This window comes from Streptomyces sp. NPDC086549 (genome assembly GCF_044746205.1).
Taxonomy (GTDB): domain Bacteria; phylum Actinomycetota; class Actinomycetes; order Streptomycetales; family Streptomycetaceae; genus Streptomyces.
On sequence record NZ_JBIVBS010000028.1, the window covers coordinates 17,932 to 42,328 of the forward strand.

Annotated in this window: 26 protein-coding genes and 4 pseudogenes; 17 read left to right on the plus strand and 13 right to left on the minus strand. The window is 68.8% G+C overall.

Annotated elements, in window-relative coordinates; translation table 11 throughout:
• The first annotated feature begins 19 nt into the window (after positions 1-19).
• The 4 genes from ACIPSA_RS46845 to ACIPSA_RS46860 all read left to right on the plus strand — a co-directional run bounded on the left by ACIPSA_RS46845 (position 20) and on the right by ACIPSA_RS46860 (position 2,662).
• On the plus strand, positions 20-448 hold the full coding sequence (locus ACIPSA_RS46845) for a BlaI/MecI/CopY family transcriptional regulator (RefSeq protein WP_402647250.1): 429 nt from the start codon (positions 20-22) through the stop codon (positions 446-448).
• Positions 449-452: 4 nt separating this feature from the next.
• Positions 453-1,475, plus strand: a complete 1,023-nt coding sequence (locus tag ACIPSA_RS46850; protein ID WP_402647252.1) for a M56 family metallopeptidase — start codon at positions 453-455, stop codon at positions 1,473-1,475.
• Between the two features lie 447 nt (positions 1,476-1,922).
• The gene (locus ACIPSA_RS46855; protein WP_402647254.1) at positions 1,923-2,054 is read left to right on the plus strand and encodes a hypothetical protein; all 132 of its coding nucleotides are present in this window, start codon (positions 1,923-1,925) and stop codon (positions 2,052-2,054) included.
• A gap of 26 nt (positions 2,055-2,080) precedes the next feature.
• Entirely contained in the window at positions 2,081-2,662 is a 582-nt protein-coding gene (locus tag ACIPSA_RS46860) for a hypothetical protein (protein WP_402647257.1), read from the plus strand.
• Between the two features lie 22 nt (positions 2,663-2,684).
• On the opposite strand, the gene ACIPSA_RS46865 is transcribed toward ACIPSA_RS46860, so the two are convergent.
• Together ACIPSA_RS46865 and ACIPSA_RS46870 are read right to left on the minus strand one after the other, a co-directional pair.
• Entirely contained in the window at positions 2,685-3,362 is a 678-nt protein-coding gene (locus tag ACIPSA_RS46865; protein WP_402647260.1) for a phosphatase PAP2 family protein, read from the minus strand.
• A 974-nt stretch (positions 3,363-4,336) separates the two neighbouring features.
• The gene (locus ACIPSA_RS46870) at positions 4,337-4,879 is read right to left on the minus strand and encodes a hypothetical protein (protein WP_402647413.1); all 543 of its coding nucleotides are present in this window, start codon (positions 4,877-4,879) and stop codon (positions 4,337-4,339) included.
• 498 nt (positions 4,880-5,377) lie between these two features.
• Here ACIPSA_RS46870 and ACIPSA_RS46875 point away from each other — a divergent pair, with 498 nt between their 5' ends.
• From ACIPSA_RS46875 to ACIPSA_RS46885, 3 genes and pseudogenes are all read left to right on the plus strand, one after another.
• Positions 5,378-5,743 carry a hypothetical protein gene (locus ACIPSA_RS46875; RefSeq protein ID WP_402647262.1) on the plus strand — a complete coding sequence of 122 codons (366 nt, stop codon included), beginning with the start codon at positions 5,378-5,380 and terminating at the stop codon, positions 5,741-5,743.
• Between the two features lie 278 nt (positions 5,744-6,021).
• The gene (locus ACIPSA_RS46880; RefSeq protein WP_402647264.1) at positions 6,022-7,488 is read left to right on the plus strand and encodes a hypothetical protein; all 1,467 of its coding nucleotides are present in this window, start codon (positions 6,022-6,024) and stop codon (positions 7,486-7,488) included.
• A gap of 334 nt (positions 7,489-7,822) precedes the next feature.
• Positions 7,823-7,912, plus strand: a pseudogene (locus ACIPSA_RS46885) (hypothetical protein); the annotation flags it as partial.
• Between the two features lie 413 nt (positions 7,913-8,325).
• On the opposite strand, the pseudogene ACIPSA_RS46890 reads toward ACIPSA_RS46885, so the two are convergent.
• Positions 8,326-8,858 (minus strand): annotated as a pseudogene (locus tag ACIPSA_RS46890) (arsenic resistance protein); the annotation flags it as partial.
• Positions 8,859-9,017: 159 nt separating this feature from the next.
• Between ACIPSA_RS46890 and ACIPSA_RS46895 the strand changes: the two are divergent.
• From ACIPSA_RS46895 to ACIPSA_RS46905, 3 genes are read left to right on the plus strand one after another with little or no spacing between them, the layout of a single operon-like run.
• On the plus strand, positions 9,018-9,359 hold the full coding sequence (locus tag ACIPSA_RS46895; RefSeq protein ID WP_402647266.1) for an ArsR/SmtB family transcription factor: 342 nt from the start codon (positions 9,018-9,020) through the stop codon (positions 9,357-9,359).
• A gap of 3 nt (positions 9,360-9,362) precedes the next feature.
• A complete protein-coding gene (locus ACIPSA_RS46900; RefSeq protein ID WP_402647269.1) occupies positions 9,363-9,869 on the plus strand; it encodes an SRPBCC family protein in 507 nt (168 codons plus the stop codon).
• Positions 9,869-10,534: a dihydrofolate reductase family protein gene (locus ACIPSA_RS46905; protein ID WP_402647271.1), complete on the plus strand. Its 666-nt coding sequence runs from the start codon at positions 9,869-9,871 to the stop codon at positions 10,532-10,534. The genes ACIPSA_RS46900 and ACIPSA_RS46905 overlap by 1 nt, the downstream gene beginning before the upstream one ends.
• Positions 10,535-10,691: 157 nt before the next feature.
• Here the strand turns inward: ACIPSA_RS46905 and ACIPSA_RS46910 are convergent, their stop codons facing one another.
• The 6 genes from ACIPSA_RS46910 to ACIPSA_RS46935 form a co-directional block, all read right to left on the minus strand.
• Entirely contained in the window at positions 10,692-11,006 is a 315-nt protein-coding gene (locus ACIPSA_RS46910) for a hypothetical protein (protein ID WP_402647273.1), read from the minus strand.
• Entirely contained in the window at positions 11,003-11,779 is a 777-nt protein-coding gene (locus tag ACIPSA_RS46915) for a heavy metal-responsive transcriptional regulator (RefSeq protein WP_402647274.1), read from the minus strand. Before ACIPSA_RS46915 ends, ACIPSA_RS46910 begins: the two co-directional genes overlap by 4 nt.
• Positions 11,780-11,977: 198 nt before the next feature.
• Positions 11,978-12,463, minus strand: a complete 486-nt coding sequence (locus ACIPSA_RS46920) for a hypothetical protein (protein ID WP_402647277.1) — start codon at positions 12,461-12,463, stop codon at positions 11,978-11,980.
• Positions 12,464-13,143: 680 nt separating this feature from the next.
• Positions 13,144-13,284 carry a hypothetical protein gene (locus ACIPSA_RS46925; protein ID WP_402647280.1) on the minus strand — a complete coding sequence of 47 codons (141 nt, stop codon included), beginning with the start codon at positions 13,282-13,284 and terminating at the stop codon, positions 13,144-13,146.
• A gap of 20 nt (positions 13,285-13,304) precedes the next feature.
• Positions 13,305-13,481: a hypothetical protein gene (locus ACIPSA_RS46930; protein ID WP_402647282.1), complete on the minus strand. Its 177-nt coding sequence runs from the start codon at positions 13,479-13,481 to the stop codon at positions 13,305-13,307.
• 40 nt (positions 13,482-13,521) lie between these two features.
• Positions 13,522-13,704 (minus strand): hypothetical protein, encoded by a 183-nt coding sequence (locus ACIPSA_RS46935; RefSeq protein ID WP_402647284.1) that lies wholly within the window; start codon positions 13,702-13,704, stop codon positions 13,522-13,524.
• Between the two features lie 568 nt (positions 13,705-14,272).
• Here ACIPSA_RS46935 and ACIPSA_RS46940 point away from each other — a divergent pair.
• Positions 14,273-14,758 carry a DUF2975 domain-containing protein gene (locus ACIPSA_RS46940; protein ID WP_402647285.1) on the plus strand — a complete coding sequence of 162 codons (486 nt, stop codon included), beginning with the start codon at positions 14,273-14,275 and terminating at the stop codon, positions 14,756-14,758.
• Complete coding sequence (locus tag ACIPSA_RS46945) at positions 14,758-14,979, plus strand: helix-turn-helix domain-containing protein (RefSeq protein WP_402647288.1); 222 nt, start codon at positions 14,758-14,760, stop codon at positions 14,977-14,979. Before ACIPSA_RS46940 ends, ACIPSA_RS46945 begins: the two co-directional genes overlap by 1 nt.
• A gap of 348 nt (positions 14,980-15,327) precedes the next feature.
• Here the strand turns inward: ACIPSA_RS46945 and ACIPSA_RS46950 are convergent, their stop codons facing one another.
• Together ACIPSA_RS46950 and ACIPSA_RS46955 are read right to left on the minus strand one after the other, a co-directional pair.
• Positions 15,328-15,990 carry a hypothetical protein gene (locus tag ACIPSA_RS46950; protein WP_402647290.1) on the minus strand — a complete coding sequence of 221 codons (663 nt, stop codon included), beginning with the start codon at positions 15,988-15,990 and terminating at the stop codon, positions 15,328-15,330.
• Between the two features lie 56 nt (positions 15,991-16,046).
• Positions 16,047-16,226: pseudogene (locus tag ACIPSA_RS46955) on the minus strand (fic family toxin-antitoxin system, toxin component); the annotation flags it as partial.
• An 802-nt stretch (positions 16,227-17,028) separates the two neighbouring features.
• Here ACIPSA_RS46955 and ACIPSA_RS46960 point away from each other — a divergent pair.
• Positions 17,029-18,573, plus strand: a complete 1,545-nt coding sequence (locus tag ACIPSA_RS46960) for an amino acid permease (protein WP_402647293.1) — start codon at positions 17,029-17,031, stop codon at positions 18,571-18,573.
• Positions 18,574-19,008: 435 nt separating this feature from the next.
• On the opposite strand, the gene ACIPSA_RS46965 is transcribed toward ACIPSA_RS46960, so the two are convergent.
• On the minus strand, positions 19,009-19,524 hold the full coding sequence (locus tag ACIPSA_RS46965) for a DUF6624 domain-containing protein (protein WP_402647295.1): 516 nt from the start codon (positions 19,522-19,524) through the stop codon (positions 19,009-19,011).
• A 286-nt stretch (positions 19,525-19,810) separates the two neighbouring features.
• On the opposite strand from ACIPSA_RS46965, the pseudogene ACIPSA_RS46970 reads away from it, so the two are divergent.
• A pseudogene (locus tag ACIPSA_RS46970) lies at positions 19,811-19,956 on the plus strand (hydrolase); the annotation flags it as partial.
• Positions 19,957-20,145: 189 nt separating this feature from the next.
• Here ACIPSA_RS46970 and ACIPSA_RS46975 read toward each other — a convergent pair.
• Positions 20,146-21,036, minus strand: a complete 891-nt coding sequence (locus ACIPSA_RS46975; RefSeq protein ID WP_402647296.1) for a helix-turn-helix transcriptional regulator — start codon at positions 21,034-21,036, stop codon at positions 20,146-20,148.
• A 630-nt stretch (positions 21,037-21,666) separates the two neighbouring features.
• Here ACIPSA_RS46975 and ACIPSA_RS46980 point away from each other — a divergent pair.
• From ACIPSA_RS46980 to ACIPSA_RS46990, 3 genes are all read left to right on the plus strand, one after another.
• Positions 21,667-21,822, plus strand: coding sequence for a hypothetical protein (locus ACIPSA_RS46980; RefSeq protein WP_402647299.1), 156 nt, complete (start codon positions 21,667-21,669; stop codon positions 21,820-21,822).
• Between the two features lie 32 nt (positions 21,823-21,854).
• Positions 21,855-22,325, plus strand: a complete 471-nt coding sequence (locus ACIPSA_RS46985) for a VOC family protein (protein WP_402647301.1) — start codon at positions 21,855-21,857, stop codon at positions 22,323-22,325.
• A 368-nt stretch (positions 22,326-22,693) separates the two neighbouring features.
• Positions 22,694-24,190 carry a dihydrolipoyl dehydrogenase family protein gene (locus ACIPSA_RS46990; protein WP_402647303.1) on the plus strand — a complete coding sequence of 499 codons (1,497 nt, stop codon included), beginning with the start codon at positions 22,694-22,696 and terminating at the stop codon, positions 24,188-24,190.
• Positions 24,191-24,397: the final 207 nt, after the last annotated feature.

Consider the following 24,397-nt stretch of genomic DNA (forward strand, 5'->3'; position numbering starts at 1 on the left):
AGGGAAGGCGGATGGTGAGGTGGCGGGCCAAGGAGACGAGGAAGCCCACGAGGCATCCGGCAGGCGGGCGCGCGGCGAACTGGAGAGCGATGTACTCGCCGCGCTCTGGGCGGCCGACGGTCCGCTGACCGCGCGGGAGGTCCGGGGACGACTGGCGGGCGACCTCGCCTACACGACCGTACTGACCATCCTGTCCCGGCTACATGACAAGGGCATGCTGGTACGGCACCGCGAGGGCCGTGGCTATGGCTACGAACCGGCCCGCGACGAGGCGTCGCACACCGCCCAGCGCATGCACTCCCTGTTGAAGGGCGGCTCCGACCGTCAGGCGGTACTGGCCCGCTTCGTCTCGGAACTGTCCGAACAGGACGAGCAGCTGCTGCACCAGCTGCTGTCTGGGCACGACGACACACTCCCCGAGAGCCGGCGCTCACCTGGGGAGCGGTGAGCCGGTGCTGATCAGCGTCTACATCCCGTTCCTCGTCACGGCGGCACTCGCCGTGCTCGCGCCCCCCGTGGCGCACCGGCTGCCTCCGCGCCCAGCGGCCCTGGCGCTGGCCTGTGCCGCGCTGGTGACGGCGGCCGGATGGGCGGGATCGCTCGCCCTGCTGGCTTTCACCGGAGTGGCGCAGATCCCGCAGATCGCCGAGGAGGGCCGCTGGTCCGTGTCCGCGCTGCGCTCCCAGGACCCCGTCTATGCCGTGGTCGCGGCCGCCAGCGCCCTGGTGCTCGCGGTGTGCGTCGTCTCCCTCGGCGTGGCCACCGTCCGGCAGGGCCACCACCTGCTCCGGGCCCGGCGGGAGTGCGCCAAGCTGCCCGGGCACACGGAGCTGGCCGTGCTCGATGACGACGTCCCGCTGGCCTTCGCACTGCCTGGGGCACCGGGCCGGATCGTGGTCTCCCGGGGGATGCTGCGCCGCCTCGGTGACGCCGAGCGCGAGGCGCTGCTCGCCCACGAGCGGGCGCATCTGCGCGGGCGTCACCACGTCTTCCAGAGCGTGTGGCGGCTCACGGCCGCCCTGAACCCATTGCTGCGGCCGGTGGCCGCCGCGGGCAACTTCGTCCTGGAGCGCTGGGCCGACGAGGAGGCCGCCGAGCGGGTCGGTGACCGTACGGTCGTCGCCCACGCCGTGGGCCGCGCCGCCCTGGCATCCGCCGGTGCGTCCCGTCCCGCCGCGCTGGCCGCGACCGGCGGGGTGGTGCCCCAGCGGGTACGGGCCCTGCTGGCCCCGCCGCCCGCCCGCCGGAGCCTGCCCTTGCTGGCGGGCGGTCTGCTGCTGGCGGTCTGCTGCGCGAGCCTGGCCAACGCCGCCTCGGACAGCGACCGGATGCTGGACAGCGCGCAGTGGGCGCTGTGCACGGCACATGCCGACACCACCACCGCGCCAACGAACCACGGCGATGACCCTGGGCACGGACCGGACGGCTGCTGTGCCGACCCCGATCGTCCGGAGCACGGAGAGCGGCACTTCTGACCTGCCCGGCGTCGGTGCTCACCCCGTCGCGCGGTCGCCCGGGCGGACCGGCAGGATCACGGTGAACGCGCAACTACTCGGCGGCGCCCGCGATCCCGATCGACTTCTACACCGAGTACGCGTGTCCGCCGACACCGGCGGCCACAACGAGAACACCACGGCCGCCGCCCTCGTACGCACCGCCCGACGGATAAATACCGGTCGCCGTCATCACCGCCGACGGCGGCAAGCCGCCGCGCTACGCCCGGGGCTGGCGGCGGGTTCGTCTGGACGCCCAGGTGTACGCGTACCTTGCCCCAGGTCCCCGTAAGGGGCAGCGCGCAAGAGGGCAACGTCCCTGGCGCCCGGACCGGCGGGCCGACGCATCCACTGGCACACGGCCGTCTCGCTGCTGGTGCTGTTCAGCGGCGGTGCTCCCCCGTCCGCCAACGGCACGTGTGTACGGCGGTGACCCAACAGGGCGTGGTCGCGGCACCGCTTGCCAAGGCCCGCCTGCTGGCGGCGCAGTTCTCGGCTTCCGCGGCGAACCACGTCCTGCCGGCCAGGCTCGGTGTGAGTACGGTCGACTGGCGTTCCTGACCCGCTGTGGCCTCACCCCGACGGCGATGGCCATCGCGCTCACCGTCAAAACAACCGCGAGCGCCGCCGCACGGGTCGCACCGGTCGTCAGATTGGCGATGGCCTGCCCCCGCGTCCTCCGCGTTCCGCACGTTCCGCACGTTCCATCGGCAGCTTCGCTGCTGGTGCTGTTCCCCTGTGTCCTGTTCGCCCTGTTCGCCCCGTTCATTCGGCTCGTTCGGCGGCTGGGACCGCTGCTCCGCGCGCTGCTGCGAAAGTCCGGACTGGCCACACCCACCCCGCACGGGCATCTGCGCTCTGGGGCGGTTGCATGGCGTTCGCCGCGTCATACGTACTCACCCTCCATCGCCGTTGACCACGCTCTGGAGCTGCCGCTGTCCCCGGCAGTCGCACTGGCCTACCTGGCGGCGAACAGCGTCGTCGTGCTGCTGCCCACACCCGAGGGCTTAGGCGCTGGACGCCGCACTGACCTTCGCTCTGGTCCCCGCCGGGGCACCGAGGGTACGGCCGTCGCAGTGGTACTCGGCTACCGGCTCCTGACCGGCTGGCTGCCCCTGGTGCCGGAACTCCTGGTCCTGGCCGTTCGGGCACGCCGCAAGATGTTGTGAGGCTGCGCTGTCGGACGGGCAGTCATAGTGGATCCCCGGTCGAAGCCGCTTGCCGGGCCGACGTTGTGGTGGCGATGAGCTCGGTCGTCAGCAACGGGCGCAGCGGCCCATGACTCAGGGAGCCGACCAGCGGGGTGGCCCAGCGGCGCAGTGCCGAGCTGACGAGGAAGGCGACGGGGAGGGCGAGGGCAGCGGAGCCGAGGACGTCGTGGGGGTAGTGGGCGCCGACGTAGACCCGGCTGAAGCCCTCCAGCACGGCGAACACGGCGGCGACGGCGCTCAGCCGGCGGTCGAGCAGGAAGAGCGCTGCCACGGTCGCGGCGGCGACGGCGGCGTGCCCGCTGGGGAAGGCGTAGTCCGAAGGTGCCGGGCAGGTGTCGACGAGGTAGGCGTGGGGCATCGACCGGCAGGGCCGCACCTCCGCGACGAGCTTCTTGACGACCTCGACAGCGGCGAAGGCCGTCAGGACGGCGACCGGCGCGGCCAGCGCGAGGGTCATCGCCTGCGGGCCACGGCGCCGTGCGGTCCACCAGCCCGCGATCATGAGGATCGCGAAGACCCCGAGACCAAGGTTGGTCCACACCTCCATGGGGGTGTTGAGCCACTTGGTGTCACGGGCGAAGTCGGTGACCGAGGTGAACAACGAGCCGTCGATGCCGGATCCGTCGAGGGCCAGTTGCGCGGTGGCGGCCGCGGCCATAGGGAGACGTCCTTCCGTCTTTATGAGCGGGTTGAGTGCCCACGGGATGAGCGGGCGGCAATTGGGTTCGGGCTGTGTCACCGGTCGGGTCGCGCCTGTGAGGTGACGCTTGAATGACACGGCGACGACGCCAGAGTGATCGCCCGGCAAATCTACTACATCTTGTAGATTCGAGGAGGACGGGCCATCGCCGCACAGTCGACTTCCTCGACCTGCTGCCCACCGGTACGGGCCAGCTGCTGTGCGGTACCTACCACCGCATGCTGACCTGGATGCCGGACGGCTACCAACGCCTGTACGCGGCCACCGACCGGGCCGCACACCCCGGCGCGGTGTGGCGGGCACTGTTCCGCGCGGCCGAGCAGCGCACACTGCGGGCGCTCGCGCCGGACACCCGCGCGGTCGTCTCGACCTACCCCGGCGCCAGCCAGGTCCTCGGCGCGCTGCGCCGGCGCGGCAAGCTGGCAGTGCCGGCCTTGGCCTACCTCACCGCTTCTCCGTCCACACTCTCTGGGTTGCGCCCGGCATCGACGCCCACCTGGCCGTGCGCCCGGCGCCGGCGGCCCGGGCCCACGTACAGGGCGCGGCCGCCGCCACCGTCGTCGGTCCGATCACCGATGCACGCTTCGCCACCGCCACCGCCACCGCCACCGCCACGGCCAGGCAACGGACCGCCGCTCGCGAGCGGTTCGCCCTGCCCACAGACGCACCCCTGGCCCTGCTGGTCGCCGGGTCATGGGGGGCGGGCCGGTGCAACGGGCTGCCGCCGAGATACAGGAGACCGGGGTCATCGAGCGAGAGAACGAAGTGGCCTAACCACTGGGGACGTTCAAACGTACCAACCCGACCAGAACAGAGAGTACGCGGACAGCCCCGGCGCCAAGGTCCCCTGTCGACGGGAACGTGGCCGTGGCGCTCGGCCTCCTGGCCGCAGGCGTGCTGACGGCCTCGCCTCCGATCGCTCCGGCTTCAGGTCAGCCTGGGGCTTCCATGCTGCTCTTGTTGTGGGCGAGGCCGTCGCAGAGGGCGGCGAGGAGGCGGGTGAGGGTAGGTTCGAAGTCGATGCCGATGTGCGCGACGTCGGGTTCTTCCCGGTACAGCCGGGCGAGGGATTCCCCAGGATGGCCGGCCTGCCACAGCGGCGCAGTCAGGGCGATGATGGCGATGACGAGTTCCTGGGCCTGGCCGCGGTCGAGAGCGCTTGCCGTGCTGATGGCTCCGGTGAGGACCGCCACGGCGTTGCCGGCGGCGTGTTTGAAGGTGCGGACGCGTTCGTAGGTGACCTCGCGTTCGAGGCTCAGGGTGACATGGGTGAGCAGGTCGCAGAACAGGGGACGCTCCGCGAGAGTCGCCACCAGCGTGCCTGCCAGCTCCCCGCAGGTCAGGTTGCTGCGGCGGGAGAGCGTCGTGCTGCGACAGGGGACCCGGGAGACGGAGACCCGAGTGGATCTGTGATGCGGTACGGCAACGGAGTACCGCAACCCCAGCAACCGCCGGCACCCAACACCGGCCGCCACGAACCGCCCCGCAGCCTGTACGACCTCCAATGACCGATCTCTCCAGAGCTACGGATCAGAAGGTTGCACCAGGTAGAGACGGTCTGGCTCTGTGCCAGGCCGTCTCATCCAGCTGCGTTCACCGCCGTACAGGCCGGTCCAACGGGCAGCGACCACCCCGGCACTCGTCCGCCCATGAACGCAAGTGAACGGCCGTGACCGCACCCCCGCGTTCAAGAAGGGCCACGTCTACGGGACAATCCTGATGGACGTGGAGACCGGCGGGCGCGTGGACGTGTTGCCCGACCGCAGCGACGTTCGCCAACACGCTTCTCGACTGCCTCGCACAGGTTCTCCCGCAAATGAGAGCTGTCTGCGACCTGCGTGGCGTCGGGACAGACGGTGCGGACGGCCTCGGCGTAGGCGCTGGCCCGGTATCACCTCGCCTCCCGCGTCAACTACCCCCATTGCCGGCCTGCGCCATGTACGCGATCGAACCCGCCCCGCCGACCTTCGCCCATGTCCGACACCACCGTCGAACACCACCTTCGGGGCCGTGACTGCACCCGCGCCGACCTGCCCGGCGGCTACCGGCTGACCCTGCGCACCCGCGAGCTGCGCGGCCAGCCCCGGCCGGCTCTGGCCGCGCCGTCGCCCATCAGCACCGCCCGGATCTGCGCCGCCCGCATCAGCGCCCACGCTCCGACGCCGGTCACGTTGTGCATCCTCGACGCGGTCACCCGCTGTGCCACAGCCCTGCCAGGCACCCGCGACGCCCGCCCGCCCCAGAAGGCCACCTCCCGCCTGCTCACCGCCGACGCGGCGTTCGAACGGCCCCGCGAGCCGGGGCTGTTCGTCCAGTTCGGGTCTCTCGGGCGCGGCTAGCTCAAAAGCTCCCCCGAGCATGCGGGGTAGCTCCGAAGACGCGCGTTCTACGGCGCGCGCAGAATCCAGAGCACCGACCAAGTGCAAAGTTCATGCGACTGGTGACGATCAAGACACCGTGACCGTAGCGAGGCGTGGTCGTGATCTCGTTTTGGCAGGGTGGCCACATGAACACTCTGCTGCGGGACCCACGCCCCCGCAGGAGCTCGAGTCGGGAAACGAGCCCGGTCATCCGTGCGTGCAAGGCTGCCGTCGGCCTTCTGCTCACGCTGGCCGCCATGACGTCCGTCCTCTCCGGATGTTCCTCGAGCGGGGCAGCCGACGTGAAGCTGGTCGTTCCCTCGGTCTTCTACGTTTCCCGCGATCCACAACAGGCCGTATCTGATCTGCGGGTCGAAGAGAGAGCCGGCGGAGCGACGGTCAGACTGAGGGTGACCTTCGATGCCGGTGATCTGAAGGGCATCGTCACCGTCAAGCGGGCGCTCGATGCATGTGTCGTCCACTTGCCCGTCTACCACTGCGACACGCAGTCGGGTCCGACAGGTGGAGGGGGCATCCAGGCCTTCCACCTGAGTCCCGCGCAAGGCGCGAAGGCGGGCGACTCCGCGGTGCTGCGCTACCGCGTGACCGCGCCCGGCCTGCCGCCCGTCAGCGGTCACTCCCTCATCGTGGTCGGCAGACCGAGGCTCCAGGTCACGCTTCACCCCGATCCGGGCCCGGTGAAACCGGGCGGCAGCCTGGCGGTCCGACTGACCGTACGCAACGTCGGCGACGTGCCCGCCCGCGGAGTGGCCCTGCGCATGGAAGCACGCGACGGCATCACCCTGACCGACCGGCACCGCAACTGCCGCTATCGAGGCGGCACTTCGGCGTGGTGTCGGCTCCTCGCGGACGACGTCGTCATTCCGCCCGGCCGGTCGTACGGCCTGGGTGCCCGCGAGCACTTGCGGGCCGCACGGGATGCCACCTATCCGACCGTCAACTTCAGTGCTGATGCCATCGGCACCGACTACGTGCCCCCGGCCGAGATCGCATCGAGGTACCGGCCCGGCAACGGGCCTCGACTGCATTTCGTTCCGGCCTCCAAGGCCGACGCCGGTGTGACGAGCACAGTCGGCGACGATCCACAGGTGCTCCACGTGACCGTCCACAACCAGAGCGAGCTGGCCGCGGTCGCCGGCACGGCGCGCGGTCCCATCGGCAGTCTCGCCACCGTGCGGATCGGCGTGCGGAACAACGGTCCCGGTTCGCTGACGGCAGCGGTGAAGGTCGTCTTCACGGTGCCCGAGGGCACCACTGTCACGGCGTCGCCGTACAGCTTCGAACGCGACGAGGAGGTGATCGACCAGGACTGCCGGGCCGTCACCGCCGACGGCACGCCACTTGCGGAAGCCTCCGCGAGGCAGCCGAGTGCCAGACGGTACGTGTGCACGGCGCGCGTCGGAGCGGTGGGGGCCACGACGACGTTCCCGTTCACTCTGCGCATCGACAAGGACAGCGCCGACGGCAGCGGCCAGGTCACGGTCTCGGACAGCGACCCGAAACGCCCCAGCGGCGACACCGAGCCGGCTGACGACGCGGCGGACGTCGCTGTGTCCGTGTGGCCGGGCCCGGCCTGGGCCACCCCCGGCTTCTACATCGCCGCTGCCGTCGTCATCCCGCTGCTCAGCCTCGCCGCCGCCCTGTACATGCGGCGCCGAAGGCTCTTCCGCCGCCGCGAAGAAATGACACCCGCCGGAAGGTGAGGCCGACGCGGAGCCAGGAACACCCCAAAGACAGGACGAGACGAGGCGAGGCCGGGACAATCAATGGCCCTCGAGGTCAACGCCAAGACCACCAGCCCGGGTGTGACGAAGACTCTCAACAGGGCCAGCGACGCACTAACGACCAGCATGGCCAGGTGTCGAGCGACCTGAAGATCAACTCGGCCAAGGGCGACGCCTCCGACCGCCTGATCACCACTCGGATGACGGCCCAAATCCGCACAGACGATGGCGATCGAGAACGCGAACGACAGCATCAGCATCGCCCAGACCGCCGAAGGCACGCTGCAGAAACAGACTCAACATCCTGCAGCGGATGCGTGAACTGACCGTCCAGAGCCGCAACAACAGCAACAGCGCCGAAGACCGCGAAGCCCTGGACAAAGAGTTCCAGCAGATGTCGGCCAAGCTCACCCGGATCGTGAACAGCACGCGGCTAAACGGCAAGAACCTCCTCGACGGCAACGCCGGAACGATGACCTTCCAGGTCGGCTCCGGCTCCGGGGCGGACCACCAGATCTCCATCGACCTCCGAGAGAAGTTCGGCACCAAGACTCTGCTCCAGATCGGTTGGGAGATCCCCAACCGGTGCGAGGCACTGGAACTGGCCTTGACCGAGGCGGTCGAGGGAAAGCGCGCGGCTGCCGGGCTGCCCACCACGTCGCCTGCGTCGACGACACCCTCCCCGCCGTCCTCGCCAGACGCACCCCCTCTCCGGCCCAACGTGCAGCGGCCTCGCCCGCTCCCCCGCCCGCTCACCGCACCGGACCGGACCGGACCGGTCCGACCCGCCAGCCCGGCCGGTCGGCGCGCGGCCTACGCCTGCAGGGCCCAGGCGAGGGCGAGCGGGATGACGATCAGGACGACGAACGCCTCGACGAACGGGGCGACCTCGACGATGTCAGCCAGCTCCGAGCCCATGAACAGGTGGAGGAACCCCGGAAGCAGCAGCATCTGCGCCACCAGCAGCACCGGGGTGGCGGCCAGGAGACGGTGGCTGGAGCCGCCGGCCAGGCCGGAGAAGACGATCACGTAGTCCACGCACGGGCACAACAGCACGGGCAGGACGCCGAGGCGCACCGCCTGGTCGGCGGGCAGGAACGCGAACATCGCGGCGACCACCGGCGGCACCACCACAAAGTTCACCACCACCGCGGCGGACAGGAACCGGCCGTCGCGCAGCGACCGCAGCAGCTCGGCTGCCGGGACCTGGAGGAGGGTGACGAACAGCAGCGCGCCGAGGACCGGGTTGATCGCGTGTTCCAGCCACGGCCCGAAGCCGGGCGCCGTCCAGCCGAGCAATCCGCCGACGGCCACGCCGCCAGGTAGATCGCGACCTGGTGGTGTTCCATCCGCTCGACCAGGCCCTGCGGTCCCTGCCGAGACACCCGAACTGCCCCTTCGTGCTCTGCCGGCCGCCTCGTGGCGGCCGCGCGCTTTCGACATCCGACAAGACTCGCCCGATTCCCAACCGGCTTTACGTATTCCCATATAGGAATATGATGGCTGCCATGGCACGAGCAGCGACGACATCGGACGCGTTCAACGCGATCGCCGAGCCGCAGCGCCGGGACATCCTGGCGCTGCTGCGCGCGGGTGAGCGGCCGGTGACCGACCTGGCCCAGGAGCTGGGGATGAGCCAGCCGCGGGCGTCCAAGCACCTGCGGGTACTCCGGGAGGTGGGGCTGGTGCGGGTCCGCGGGGCGGGCAAGCAGCGCCTCTACGGCCTGGACGCCCGCGGGCTGCGGCCAATCCACGAGTGGGTCGGCGGATTCGAGCGGTTCTGGAACGAGAGTTTCGACCGGCTGGACACCTACGTGCAGGAGCTCAAGCAGACACGGCAGGAGGAATGACCGATGGCAGGGGCAAGGCAAGAAACGCGGGCGGTGCCGACGACGGCCGACCGGGAGATCGTGATCTCCCGGGTCATCGACGCCCCGCGGGAGCTGGTGTTCGAGGCGTTCACCGAGGTCCGGCACCTCTCGCGGTGGTGGGGTCCGGAGGGGTTCACCACCACCACGCGGTCCTTCGAGTTCCGCGAGGGCGGGGAGTGGGACTTCATACTGCACGGGCCGGACGGGACCGACTACTCCGAGTGGATCCGCTGGCTGCGGATCGCCCCGCCGGAGCGGATCGAGTTGCTGCACGGTGAGTCCCGCGACGACCCGAACGCCTTCGAATCGGTCCTGACCTTCGAGCCGGACGGCGCGGCGACCCGGATCGAGATGCGCACGGTGTTCCCCACCAAGGAACTGCGCGACGAGGCGGTCGAGAAGTACCACGCGATCGAGGGCGGCCGGCAGACCCTGAGCAACCTGGCGGCTTACGTCACCGACCTCGCGCGGAAGGAGGCCGAGGGCTGATGGCCGGGAAGGTGTTCTTCAGCGTGACGATGTCGCTGGACGGCTTCATCGCGCCCGAGTCCGTGCCCGTTGACGACTTCTTCGCGCCCGATAAGCAGAACGACCCGGACGTTCAGCGCTGGATGGCGCAGTGGACGGAGCTGCAGCAGTGGGTCTTCCCGCTGCGGTTCTTCCGGGAGAACCTGAAGCTCGGCGAGGGCGGCGAGGAGGGCCGCGACAACGACGTCGCGCGGGAGACGTTCGAGCGCACCGGCGCGAGCGTCATGGGCAAGCGCATGTTCGACCTCGGCGAGCAGGCATGGCCGGAGGAGGCGCCCTTCCACACGCCGGTCTTCATCGTGACGCACACCAAGCGTGACCCGTGGGAGCGGCCCGGCGGCACCACGTTCCACTTCGTCAACGACGGCATCGAGCACGCCCTCGACCAGGCCCGCGAGGCGGCCGGCGACCGCGACGTCCGCATCGCCGGCGGCGGCGCGACGATCGTGGAGCACCTGAACGCCGGCCTGGTCGACGAGTTCTCGATCACGCTGTCACCGGTGCTTTTCGGCGCCGGCACCCGCCTGTTCGACGGCGTGGACGCGTCCAAGGTCGCGCTGGAGCCAGTCCGTTCGGAGCCGTCGTCGCGGGTGACCCACCTGACCTACGCCGTGCACCCACGGTAGCCGCGCCACCACTCCACCCCAGCGACCCGAGCACCCACGGCGCACACGCTTGAATCAGCAGCCCACCACGGCTGAATCAGCAGGCCACCACGGCCAACTGCGAAGAGCCGCTTTCATCCTCACAGGCCGCCATGCCCGGCCCGGCTGCGGCTCCCGCTCAGTGAGTGGCTTGACCTCCGCTCGTCTCCGGGGGCGGTCCCAGGGTGGGCATCCCGAGGTCGGCCGACGCTGGTGTCGTGCGGCAGGACGTCGTACGGCGACGGCGCCGTACGACGAGGGCGCCGAGCCCGGCGGCCATGGCCAGGACCACCAGGGCAGGCATCCCGAGCGATCCGATCGCGGAGGTCACGCCGATGCCACCGAGGACGGCCAGGAGCGGGCCCGCGCAGCACATCGCGCAGGCGGCGGCCGCGGCCGCGCCGGCACCGAGCGTGCCCCAGGGCCGGGTCGGACGGGGAGAGGAGGAGGTCATGCGAGTGCTCCGAAGAGGTCGGCCAGCATCCCGGCGGCGGACTCTGGCGCCCGCACGTCCAGGTGCAGCGCGGTTGGGGTCAGGTGCAGGGTGAAGTCGAAGAACGCGCAGCAGCCCTGCTCCGCCGCGGCGAGGGCCGCGAGCTCGCCGGCCAGCTCGGCGCCTGCGGGGAAGATCAGGCGTACGCCGTCGGGGATGTCCTCGCGGCCCTCGGCCTTACCGACCAACTGCTGCCACTGCTCGGTGCGCTCGCCCAGCTCGGCGCCGCCGAGGGTGCAGGTCACTTGGGCGTCCCGCCATGGCTCGGCGTCCGGGGAGAGGCGAGTCACCGACAACGTGATCGGCACAGGCCCGGCCGCTGACGTCGGGGTGCTCGTGGTGCAGCCGCAGCCAGGCCCACACGCCCCAGCGGGCGCCGGCCCGGACAGGTCGGCGTGGACGCCGGCCAGGTGGGCCAAGAACGCACGCAGCTCAGCGATCCGGCCGTCAGTCTCGGCGATCCGGCCCGCGACCAGCGGCAGCATCCGCGCCCGGACCGAGGCGCACACCCCTTCCTCACGGACGTCGAGGAGCTCGCGGATCTCCTCCAGGGCCAGGCCCAGGAGCTTGGCCGAAGAGATGAAGGCCAGGCGCTCCACCGCGTCCTCGCCGTACACGCGGTACCCGGACGGCGTGCGGTCGGCGGGCAGCAGACCGGCGTCCTCGTAGAAGCGCAGCGTCGTAGCCGGAACGCCAGAGCGTTCGGCCAGCTGCGAGATGCGGTAGGTCATCACACCGCTGACGGTAAACCTTCGACCCGACTCGAAGGTCAAGCCGGAACCCCCACCAGATCGGCAGTTGAAACCCTCACCCGGGTACGTGTTCGCCGGAGAGCCCCTCCACGGCCGCCGCACATGGTGAGATCCTGCGCTTGCAACGCGTGATCCAGTCACACGGCCCAAGGCTGTGACAGCACCCCCGGGCTGCAGAACTTACGATCCAGAGCGCAATCCCAGAGCACTGTGCTCCACCACACCCGAGGGAAGATCGCTCTTTCCCGAAGCCCTGGCAGTCAACTCAACGAGGCCAGCCCGGAGTTCGGCGGCGGGCTCACCAAGGACGATCGCACTGACGATCAGCTCCATCATCAGACAGTCGTAATCGCCGCCCATGCTCCGATAGCGCTCGCCATCGGCCTCGGCCACAGCAGAGACAATCCTCATCCCACGACCACCCATGGGGGCAAAGGACACCTCATAGACGCCGTGACCGGTCCAACTCCGGTGCATGAAAAGGACATCGCCTTCAGCGAAGACGTTCCACTTCTCATCCATGTCCCGAGCTCGATATCCGAGCTGGATCCGGTCCCAGTCCTCGTCAGTCCAGACACGATCCGGCAGCTGAGACAGCGGCCGGGGCGTGCTGATCGGGTGGAGGCGCCGGAACGACTCTCGGGTGAGCGGGGCATCGGCAGTCATGACGTGATCCTATGGAAGCACCGCTCCAACAGCACAGCGGATTACCTCCAAAAGCAGGCGACCTGGGCGGAGGGCGCCCTCAGTCGCCTTCCCGACACGTCCGCAGCGTCCCGAACAGCAGCTTCGCAGGAATCCTTCGCCACTACCCCAGATAAGCGCAACGTCTTGTGGTGCGGCAGCCGGGACAGTCGCAGGCCGGTGTGGAAGCGGCGGTCGTCGCGGAGGGTCGAGGCAGAAGGCCCGCACCGTCATCAGGGTGCCGGAGTCGGCGGCCCGCACCACCGTGGTCTCCACGACCTGGACATGCTCGGTGGTGGTGCGGACCGTCCGGGTCTGCAAGCGTCTCTTCCGGGCTGCGGCGATGCCGTGGGCCAGCCGGAGCGAGTCGATGCCGAGGTGGACCTCGGCCGCCCATCGCGCGGATCTCCCCCGGCGCACCGCGACGTAATCGCGGACCATGCCGTAGGAGGCGCCATGGGCATGATGTGTCTGTGCGCAGGATGTTCGCCAGGACCAGGGCGTTGCCGGGGTCAGACTTCTTGCGGCTGACGCCCTGTCAGTCACGGTAGCGGGCGTCAGCTAGCGGACTCCGCGTCGTCGGCACGGTCGCCGAACGTCAGTGCGTTCACCCATTGCTGTGCCGTCGCGAGGTCGGGCGCGGTCCCTGCGGGACGCACCGGCTACCGGGCCGCGTAGGCGGCCTGGACCTGGTCGGCGCGGTCGGTCCACCGGTTCAGCAGTGCCTCGTCCGTCAGGAACATCTCGCCAAAGGTGCGATCCTGGCGGTCGAGGTAGAACTCCAGCTGCCAGAAGTCGGTCATCCGCTTCCACCACAGCCGCTTCACGGCATCCGCGAGGCCCCCTCCGACAGATCGATCACGGACCGGTAGCCGGCACAGAAGGCGGCGATACGGTCGAGGTCGAAGACGCCGCCGAGCCTGAACTGCACCTGCGCGGTCCACGCGGCCTCCTCCCCGTACGGACGGACCCCGAGCCGGTCCCAGTCCAGGACCGCCACCACCCGGCCACCCCGCCGCAGCAGGTTGCGGTACTGGAAGTCAACGTGCCGTCCATCCGTAGGGCCCGGTCGGCACCTCACCCTCCGGCTGGGCATCGGAGTAGCGCGCGATGAGACCGCGCCGGTGGTGCAGAGCCTCTATGACGGCCTTGTCGAAGTCGGTCACAGGATCGTCAGGGAAACGGCTCAGGAGAGTGGCAACCGCCCGGTCGGCCTCGTCCACGCCACGGACCTTCACAACTGGCGCCCGCTCCGGAACCGAACCGGGGCCGTGCCGGCGCAAACCCTCGTGCAGACGGGCCAGGAGAACGCCAAGATCGCGAACCTGCCCGAGCGGGAGGTCGGTCCCCTGCTCATGCTCGCCGTCCGCCCAGGGCAAAACGCAGTAGCCGTGGCCCCCGACCTCGACCACAAGATCACCGCGATCGGCCGACAGCGGCGCCGGAACCGGAACCCCTCGCGAGCCAGATCCACCAAGACCGCCACGTTCCTGCGGACCTTAGGCAAGGGAACGTCAGTAATCTCCTTCACCGCGTACGTCCCGACAGCAGTCTCCAGACGCCAGTTCCGGTTCACCAGTCCACGAGCAAGGAACTCCCGAACACGCACATCGCCCAGCCCGCACGCGCGGCACAGGACAGCGAGAGCCACCAAAAGATCGTCGCCATGCCATGAAAGGGGACGACGGCGTCCCGCCACAGTGCGAAACCACCCCCACCCTCCGTCCCGACTCTTGCCCAGGCTATCGAAATTCGATAGCTTTCCATCGCAACTCGATGGAAGGGTGGGTCATGGGAAAGCTGACAGTGGGTGCGTTGCGCGCCGTGCTCGTGGTGGTGCTCGCCGGCACTGTGTTCGTACAGGCCGGGATGGTTTGGGCACTGGCCACCAAGCCGGACGACGGGACGCTCCCGCTAACCCCGTTGCGCGTGATCACGATCCTGGGCATGGTGTCGGCCCAGGTCGCCCTGGTCTGCGTCTGGCGGCTGGTGACGATGGTCCGACGCGGAACCGTGTTCTCCCATGCCGCCTTCCGGTACGTGGACGGGATCATCGGCGCGATCGTGACGGCTTCCCTCGTGTGGTTCGCGGTCACGGCCATCAATGCCCCGGGCCAGCGGGACGACCCGGGCGTCACCGTCATCATGGGCGGGGTCGGCGTGGCCATCCTGGGAGTCGCACTCATCGTGCTCGTGCTACGGATGCTGCTCGCTCAGGCTGTCGCACGCGACGTCGAAGCGGCGCAGATGCAGGCCGAGTTGGACGAGGTGATCTGATGCCGATCGCCGTCGACATCGACGTGATGCTGGCCAGACGCAAGATGTCCGTGGGCGAGCTCGCGAACCGCGTAGGGATCACGCCCGCCAACCTGGCGGTACTCAAGAACGGCCGCGCCAAGGCCGTGCGCTTCGCGACGCTCGCCGCGCTCTGCGAGGTGCTCGAGTGCCAGCCCGGCGACCTGCTGCGCTGGGAGGCCGAGGACACCGCGGGCGCATGAACCGTGCCTGCCGACGCGCCATCGCCGCCCCGCCCGCCTTTGGCCAACTCCGCGAACATCCCGGAACCGTACCCGAGGCGATCCCAGGTCTACTGGGGCGGCTGGCCCAAATGCCCGACCCACGAGATCCGCGCGGCGTGCGGCACGCTCTGGTCACCGTGCTCGTGCTGACCGCGTGCGCGACTCCGGCCGCAGCGACCTCCGGTTTCGGCCGGCCTTGCTCCGGTCCCCGGCCAGGTCGACCAGCACGGCAGCCCGGAGCAGGCCACCCGTGATGCTGCCGGGACCATCCCCGCGGGCGCGGGGAGCAGTCCGCTTTGACCGCCGGTACGGAGCGGCATTGCCGCTCTACCGCTCGGCGGTGCCGTCCTCACCGTCAATCTCATAGATCCGCCCTTGAAGCCGTTCAGCGGCCCAGTCCAGCCCGACGCCCAGGTCGAACCAGTGCCGATCCTTGCGGACTTCGGGCGGTGAGAGGTTCACCGCCGCCCAGGAGAACACCCCCAGGAGGATGGAACGCCCGTGCTGCGTTGTACGCACGGACAGCGCGAACGGCGCGGCGAGTGCCGCGCGGGTGACCAACATGACCTGTTCGTCCTCAGAATGTCGACGCCCACCGGTCAGAAATCGGGGCGCTTCCAGGATCTTGACCCACTCGACCACTGTGTCTGTCACCTGGGCGCGCAAGGACTCTTCGATGCCCTTCCGGACGGCGGTCGCGGGATCATCGCCGAGCCAGCCAAGCCAGTGATCAGGATCAGTGAGCTTGCTGAAGTCGTCCTGTGGCACCCCATGACGGAGATTCTCCTGGTACTCACCTGTCAGTTTGCCGCTGCTGTCCACCAACCACGCGCCGCGGATCGCCTCGGGAGGTACGTAGCCGTTCGGGTCGTCGATATACGTCGGATCGATCTCGGCGACGCTGCCACCGGGATTCTCAGCAGCCGCAGCCAGTAGCGCCAGCTCGTTCGGTATGCCCTTACGTCGGCTTCGCGAGCCAAAACGCCCCACGTTCCCACCCCACCGTTGCCCTCCAGTTGACCGCGATTGTGCCGCACCGGTCAGGACCGCATGAGGGGGTGCGTGACGGCGGCGGAGGCGCCGTCGCAGACGGGCTGCTCCAGCAGTACGGCCCGGTGGCAGGCGACCGTGGCCACCAGCACCCCGTAAGCGTCGGGAGCAGGATCACCTGCACCCGCAAGCTCCCCGACCTGCAGGATCCAGGGAACGTCGATGTACAAGTCCATTACGCCGCGTACGCCCCCGGCGCCGGGCGATCCGCATCTTCAGCCCCGTCGAAGACCACCTGGTGCTCGTCGAGAAAGTGCCGTACTGCGTCCAGCGCGGTGGTGCGGGCGCGGACCTTTATCCAGGCCCGTTCGCCGGGCAGGTAGGGCTGCCCTTGATGACGGCGCCCTAGATGACGACGCCCTCGATGCCCGCGGTTCCCCAGGCCGGGTCCAGCCAGTCCAACGCGACACCGGCCCCGCGAAGAAGGTCCAAGTGACTACGAAGGAGCAACTGCTGGAGGGCCGACGCTGTCCTCTCCCCTGCACTCCTGGCTGGCCCCGCACGAACTGCGCACGGCGTTGCGTGACCGGGACATCAGCCTGTGGCGGAGTGACGACGAGGACGACTGGCAGCTTTGGGAGGATTGACGAGCCGTCACATCCCCGCGGAACCGCTTGTCCTGCCTCCTGTCGATCCTGCCGGGATACCGCAAGCCCTTAAGGTAATCAGGAAGGCCATTGATCGACAAGTGGTTTCGGTGGGCGGCGACCAGGAGACGTACATGGGTATCGGCCGACCGCAACTGGCTTTACGTGGCCCACGGCATCACGGACGGCGTCCGCCTCTCCGTGTTGCTCCGGGGCTTCCCGGCAACCCGGGTCGCGACGACGGCGTCGAAGCCTTTTCGTAACCGATGTTTCACGCCGGACTCTTGCGTTCGGCGACGCCGACGGCAAAGGTATCGCACCAAACCTTTGATTCAAGCGAGGAGCGGTGCGTCGGATCCACCGGCGGCCATCAGAGCCCGAGGAGGCCCGTATGCCCACCGACGAGTCAGTGACGGAGCCGGAGCGCGAGCGCGCTCTGTCTGGAGACGCTCAACGCCTTCACGAACTCGGCTATGCCCAGGAACTTGCCCGTTCGATGTCGGCGTTCTCGAACTTCGCCATTTCGTTCACCATCATCTCCGTCCTCTCCGGATGTCTGACGCTGTACGGCTTCGGCATGGTCACCGGCGGGCCGGCGATGATCACTTGGGGCTGGCCGCTGGTCGGCGTCATGACGCTCTTCGTGGGCCTGGCCATGGCCGAGGTCTGCTCCAGTTACCCGACGGCGGGCGGCCTGTACTACTGGGCGGCCAAGCTCGCTCCGTCCCACGGCGCGGCCTGGTCCTGGTTCACCGGCTGGTTCAACTTCCTCGGCCAGGTGGCGGTGACCGCAGGTATCGACTTCGGCGCGGCATTCTTCCTCAACGCGCTGCTCGACCTGCAGTTCGGCTTCTCCGCCACGCCCGGGCACACCATCCTGCTCTTCGGGATTGTGCTGGCCGTCCACGGCGCGTTGAACACCTTCGGCGTCAAGCTTGTCTCCTTCCTCGGCAACGTCAGTGTGTGGTGGCACATCCTCGGCGTGCTGATCATCGTCGGCGCGCTCGTGATCTTCCCCTCGAAGCACCAGTCGGCGAGCTTCGTCTTCACTCATTTCGTCAACGGCACCGGCTGGGGTTCCAGCCTCTACGTCGGACTCCTCGGCCTGCTGCTCGCCCAGTACACCTTCACCGGCTACGACGCCTCGGCGCATATGACCGAGGAGACCCACAACGCGGCCGAGGCCGGACCGCGCGGCATCGTGATGTCGATCCTGGTCTCCCTCGTCGCCGGCTGGGTCCTCCTGCTCGGCATCACCTTCGCCATCCAGAACTACGACGGCGCCCTCACCAGCACGACCGGCGTCCCCCCGGCGCAGATCTTCATCGACGCCCTCGGCGAGACCGGTGGCAAGCTCCTGCTGCTCATCGCGATCGGCGCCCAGTTCTTCTGCGGCATGTCCTCGGTCACCGCGAACTCCAGGATGATCTACGCCTTCTCCCGGGACGGCGCCTTGCCCGGCTCGCAGGTGTGGCACCGCATCAACAAACGGACCAAGACACCCACCAACGCGGTCTGGCTGGCGGCCGGCGGCGCCTTCGTCCTCGGCCTGCCCTATCTGTGGAACGCCACCGCGTACGCGGCCGTCACCTCGATCGCCGTCATCGGCCTGTACATCGCCTATGTCATGCCCGTCTTCCTGCGGCTGCTCCAAGGCGACCGCTTCGAGCGCGGGCCCTGGCACCTCGGCCGCTGGAGCCGACCGGTCGGCATCATCGCCGTCGCCTGGACACTGATCATCACCGTCCTGTTCATGCTGCCCACAGCCAGCCCTGTCACCGGCAAGAACTTCAACTACACCCCGATCGCCGTCCTCATAGTCCTCGGTTTCGCCGGAGTGTGGTGGCTGGTCTCGGCACGCAACTGGTTCAAGGGCCCGAAGGTCCAGGGCACCGCCGAAGAGCTGGCGGCGATCGAGCATGACCTCGAGTTCTGAATCGATGCGCCGGGGCACTGAGACCTGCCTTCGGCAGGGCTGACGGACAGCTGCACCGACTGTCGCAGTGCCCGGGTGGCATGGGCGCTCCTGCCTCCGGCGACCGGGGGCAGGCCGCGTCCGTGATGGCGAGGGCGGCCCCAGGACCAGCCCGGTCGACGAACCGTCCCCGGGTGAACGCATCGTCAGCGTCTTCCTTTGTGACTTCCCCGGGACGCCGACGGCTGACGGGGCCCAACTGCAACACCCCGGGATCACCGTGGTTCACGATGCCAGCAGTCACGATGGGCACTGTTCACCGTGATGGAGCTACTGCAGGGCTGCGAGCTTGCGTAGTTGACAGCCCATCGCCCGTCGAGGCTGCTGGTGGGCAGCGCCGGACCTGTCGCGCCAGACCCTCGACGCGCTGCGCGGCGCACATTCGCGCTATACGGATCAGCTGACCATCCCGCGCATGACGGCGTCGTACTCGGCATGCGGTTCCATGCCGGCGCGCGCCCGCCGCTCGTCCAGGTGGGTGATGTCGGCGATCGGATGCGGAGTGAGCTGCCCGTCGGGGCCGGTGATGTACTGGGTGCCGTACGTCTGCGGCTGATTCCGGTTCACCTGGCAGCGGTCCGTCAGATAGGCCAGCTGACGGGGCGTGGCGTCGCCCGATGCGACAGCCCGGGTCAGGAGTTCAAGGGCACGCTGCTGCAGGACCGAGCTGGCGTCGGCATGCTGGGCCAGCAGCCAGGCAGCATCGGCCGCGTCCTCACCAACCAGACGGTGCCCGGGCCATCCGTACTGGTCCAGGACCGACGCCAGCCAGGCGGTGTTGTCGGCGTCCACATTCAGCATCGCCGCGCCGTCCGGCGGTACCCTTCCGTCCTCGCGCACACCTCGCGCGTGCTGGTCGACAGCCATACGGCGCAACAGCTCGGCTGCAAGGCCCGGATGTTCGTACATCATATGGACGCCACTTCCTTAGATTCTCGGACACGCGCGGGCGCGCCGCCCCGTCCTCCACATACCCGCGTTCGGGTTCCTTGTTGCCCCTCTGCTCCACCCCGGCATCGCGGACGATGCTGTTCGCCCCGGCGATACACCCATCACCGCGTGAGCGGGGAGCAGTTCCAGACGGACTACTTCGCGCACACCCCTCTTTATGATCCGAAACCACATCGGAACAACGGGCGCCGTTGATCAGGGCGTCTACCGCCCCCGCGCTCTGCTGCACCTGCACAGCCCGACACGGGTGATCGGGCTCGCCCTGTTCGGCGCGGGCAGCTGCCCCTGGCCCAAGCCCGTGCCGCCCACCCCGAGTCCGCCACCTTCTGCTACGAATTCGCCTGGCGCTCCCACGCCCTGGACGGAGAACTCGGCGCCACCCACACGATGGAGCGGAGGCGTCGGCCAGGGTCGGCACCTCATCCGCCGCGACGGACGAGACGATGACACGGAGCAAGTGCTGCATTGCGACCGGTCCATGTGAATCCTGCGTGGCGGCCTACGAGGGGGCGGCGGTAGACCGTCTGGCATCAACCCTTTTCCCGGTGGACTTGGAGCTGGCGGTCAGACAGTCGCTCGGGGCTATTCCACGGAACCTGCATGTACCGAGGGGCCCAGGTCACCGATCCGACCGGCGAGTGTCCGCAAGGCTTCGGAAGACGGGGAGCCGGGTTGAGCTGTACTCACGAACAACCACTGGTCCGGGTCACCGGGAAAGACAAGGGACTCATAGTTCAAGGTGACTTCGCCGAGCAAGGGGTGCCGGTAGTGCCTGGTGCCGTGGGAGAACTCCTCCACATCGTGTGCGGCCCACCATCGGCGAAAATCTTCGTCTACGGCCGACAGCTGATCAACTAGCTCGGTCAGTTGCGGATCGTTCGGATGCCGACCCGCATACAGGTGCAAACCTGTGACGACCATGCGGGCGGCCATGTCCCAGTCAATAAATAGTTCACGCGCCGCAGGGTCGAGAAATATAAATCGCGCCAAATTGCGCTCGCGGACCGGTACGGCATCGAAATCGACATATATCGCGCAGGCCATTCGATTAAGGGCAAGGACGTCCATGCGGCCGTCCAGAATCATGGCAGGGGTATCCCGAAGAACCTCAAGCAGCGCGTACGCACCCGGACGCACTCGCCATGGAACGGCGGGCCGGCTCACTCTGGTCACGGACTGCGGTCTGGCCAGGTTGAACAGATGCGCACGCTCGACATCATCCAGCCGCAGAGCGCGGGCTACGGCCCCCAACACAGCTTCCGAGGCGTTGGCCACCCGTCCGCGTTCCAGACGGATGTAGTAGTCCGCGCTCAATCCGGCCAAGAGCGCAACCTCCTCACGGCGGAGTCCCGGAACACGGCGACTCGCCCCCGGCGTGACCCCGACCTGCTCAGGAGTCACCCGGGCGCGCCGCGAGCGCAGAAAATCACTCAGCTCTTTGTTGTCACCTGAACCGGACGACGTCGTGCCCATATATTGAGGCTAGTCCTCGACATGCAATCCCGGCAAACGCACAGTGGAATAATGCGGCCACATAAGTCACTGCCTGTCAGTAAAAAGGGAACTTCCTGAAACGGTCGCCCCACAAAAGCGAAATGGAGCCGTTCCTCTTACCTCCAGGGCGACGTCGACTAAACAGGCGCTTTCCGAATATAGTCTTGGCGATTAAAAAGCGGATTTGGGATCACCTCAATGCCCTGATGCGTTGTTGCGAAAGTGGGCCGTCGAGGAAGTTCTGGGGGAGCAGGTGCCCATGCTCCCGGCACCGACTCGCCTTCCACGTCAATCCGGCTGCGGTACCTGGCAGTCGCTGCCGAGGGCTGCCCACACCGGCCACGCCCGTTTGCCCCACAGACCATCTCCGGTCGGGGCCCAAGTGGCAGGCGTGCATGACCTCGCCGCCGGCGGGGCCGCCGGTGGAGCTGAATGCCTTGCTGTCGTCCGAGCGTCGGCCCATGGCCGCGTCGACGACCTTTTCGCCGTTTACGCCTCGACGAGGATAAAGCTGCGCTATCCCGAAGCCTGCATTAGCGGTTACTCAGCGATAGGGAAAGGGGGCCTGCCAGTACCTGGACCAGTAGGCCATGGTCGAGGTAGGCCTGCTTGACCGCCCGCAGGTGCCTTTCCGGCTGGTTCTCTGGATTGCAGGTCAGCACGAGGCCCGCAGGCCTCGCCGACCTCGCCGACCTCGCCGACCTCGCCGACCTCGCCGATCAAGGCGAAAACTCGTTCGACGGTCTGGTGACGCATTGGGCGTAATCCACCGACGTCAAGAAACCAAGGACATCCCCATGAAGCTGAAGCTCGAAATGATCGTGCTGCCCGTCTCCGACATCGACCGGGCCAAGGCCTTCTACGAGAAGGTCGGATTCCGCCTGGACGTCGACTACACGGCCAACGAGGACATCCGGGTCGTGCACTTCACGCCGCCCGGCTCCGAGTGCTCGATCCTCTTCGGCGAGGGGATGACGCCCATCGCACCCGGCTCGTTCCAGGGCCTGTATCTCATCGTCTCCGACATCGAGGAGGCCCGCGCGCAGCTCGTCAGCCGTGGCATCGAGGTCAGCGAGATCTTCCACGACGCCAACAACCACTTCCACGGCCACGGGGGCGGGGACGTCACCCACCGCAGCCCCGGCCAGGACCGGCTGGCCGGCCTGCACCCCGAGCGCGCCTCCTACGGCTCCTACCTCACCTTCAGCGACCCGGACGGCAACGGCTGGGTGCTCCAGGAGGTCTCGCAGCGCCTCCCCGGCCGCTGACAGCCCCACAAGCCACCGTCCATGGGCTGCAACGGGCCGTGTCCGGCCCGGATGGCAGCCGGTCCGGCCCAGCGGTTCTCGCGGTGCGGGCCGAAGGCCGGCACCGGACCGCCGGGCGAGCGCAAGGATGCTCTCCGCCGCCCGGCGGTCGGGCTGCAACGGGGCCGCGCCGGCCGATCGGGCGCCGTGGGCGCCGAGGGCGCCGAGAGACGGCTTTGCCGCCGGGGCCGTCCCATCCCGTGACCGGCCACCGGCTCCCTCGACCCCTCGCGGTGCGGCGGCCCTGGTGCCGTCCGGCGGCGGAGAACGGCAAACGCGTCCGACAACGGGCCGCGGCCGCCGGAGTGCCCGACCAAGTCACGAAAGCAATGAGGAACGAAACAGTGAGGAACGCATCAGTGAGGAACGCATCCGTGAGGAACGAGACAACCCGCACCTACGACGTGATCGTCATCGGCGCAGGTCCGGTCGGCGAGAACGTGGCCGAACGCGCCCGCGCCGCAGGGCTCGATACCGTGATCGTGGAGCGCGAACTCCTCGGCGGCGAGTGCTCGTTCTGGGCCTGCGACCCAAGCAAGGCGCTGCTGCGGCCGGTGGTGGCTCGTGCCGACGCGAGCCGCGTACCCGGACTCAACCCAGCGGTGGCCAGCCCGCTGGACGTCGAGGCGGTCCTCGCACACCGCGACAAGATGTCCTCGTACTGGAAGGACGAGGACCAAGTCGACTGGCTGAACTCGGTCTCCGTCGACCTCATACGCGGCCACGGCCGACTCACCGGCCCCAAGCAGGTGGCCGTGCAGACCCCTGAGGGCGACAACATCGCCCTGACCGCCCGGCACGCCGTCGCCGTCTCAACCGGCACCCGCGCCGCCCTGCCCCCCATCCCCGGACTCGACACCGTCCGCCCCTGGACCAGCCGCGAGGCCACCACCGCCGACAAGGTGCCCGGCCGCCTCGCCGTCGTCGGAGGCGGTGTGGTCGCCGTCGAGATGGCTACCGCCTGGCAGGCCCTCGGGTCCCAGGTCACCATGCTCGTCCTCGAGAACGGACTCCTCGAGCGGATGGAGCCGTTCGCCAGCGAACTCGTCACGGACGGACTGCGCGAAGCAGGCGTCGACATCCGCTTCAACACCACCGTCACCTCCCTGACTCGCGAGGACGGCGAAGACGGCGCATTCGGCGAGGTTCGGATCACGCTCTCCGACGGCACGGAACTGGCCTCGGACGAGATCCTGCTGGCCACCGGCCGCGCCCCGCAGACCCGCGACGTCGGCCTGGAGACCGTCGGCCTCACCCCCGGCGACTGGCTGACCGTCGACGACACCTTCCGTGTCACCGGCGTCGACGGCGGCTGGCTCTACGCCGTCGGCGACGTCAACCGCCGCGCCCTGATGACGCATCAGGGCAAGTACCAGGCCCGGATAGCCGGCGCCGTCATTGGTGCCCGCGCCAAGGGAGAGCCCATCGACGACGCCCCCTGGGGTGCGCACGTGGCCACCGCCGACCACACGGCCGTCCCCCAGGTGGTCTTCACGCACCCCGAGATCGCCTCCGTCGGCCTCACCAGCCGCGAGGCCGAGCAGAGCGGGCGCAGCATCGAGATCGTCGACTACGACCTCGCCCGCGTCGCCGGCGCCCACCAGTACGGCGAGGACTACCGCGGCCACGCACGCATGCTCATCGACACCGACCACAACACCGTGGTGGGCGTCACCTTCGCCGGTCCCGGCGTCGGGGAACTGGTGCACTCAGCCACCATCGCGGTCGCCGGCGAGGTGCCCCTCGACCGACTCTGGCACGCCGTCCCCGCCTTCCCCACGCTCGGCGAAGTCTGGCTGCGGCTGCTGGAGACCTACCGCGGTTGAGCATGCTCCGGCCGGCATGCGGGGCGGTCCTGGCCTCCGCCGGGTGAACCGGTCGTCTGCGGGTCAGGAGCGATCCTCCTATTCCGGCGGCCGGCAGTGGCGGCCCGCAAACGCGGATCGAACCGAGGGCTCCGGATGACCGCAAGGTGCCGTACGGAATCCTCTTCCCCGGCGTCCGGTGCAACAGTTGCCCGCGGAACGGGGCTC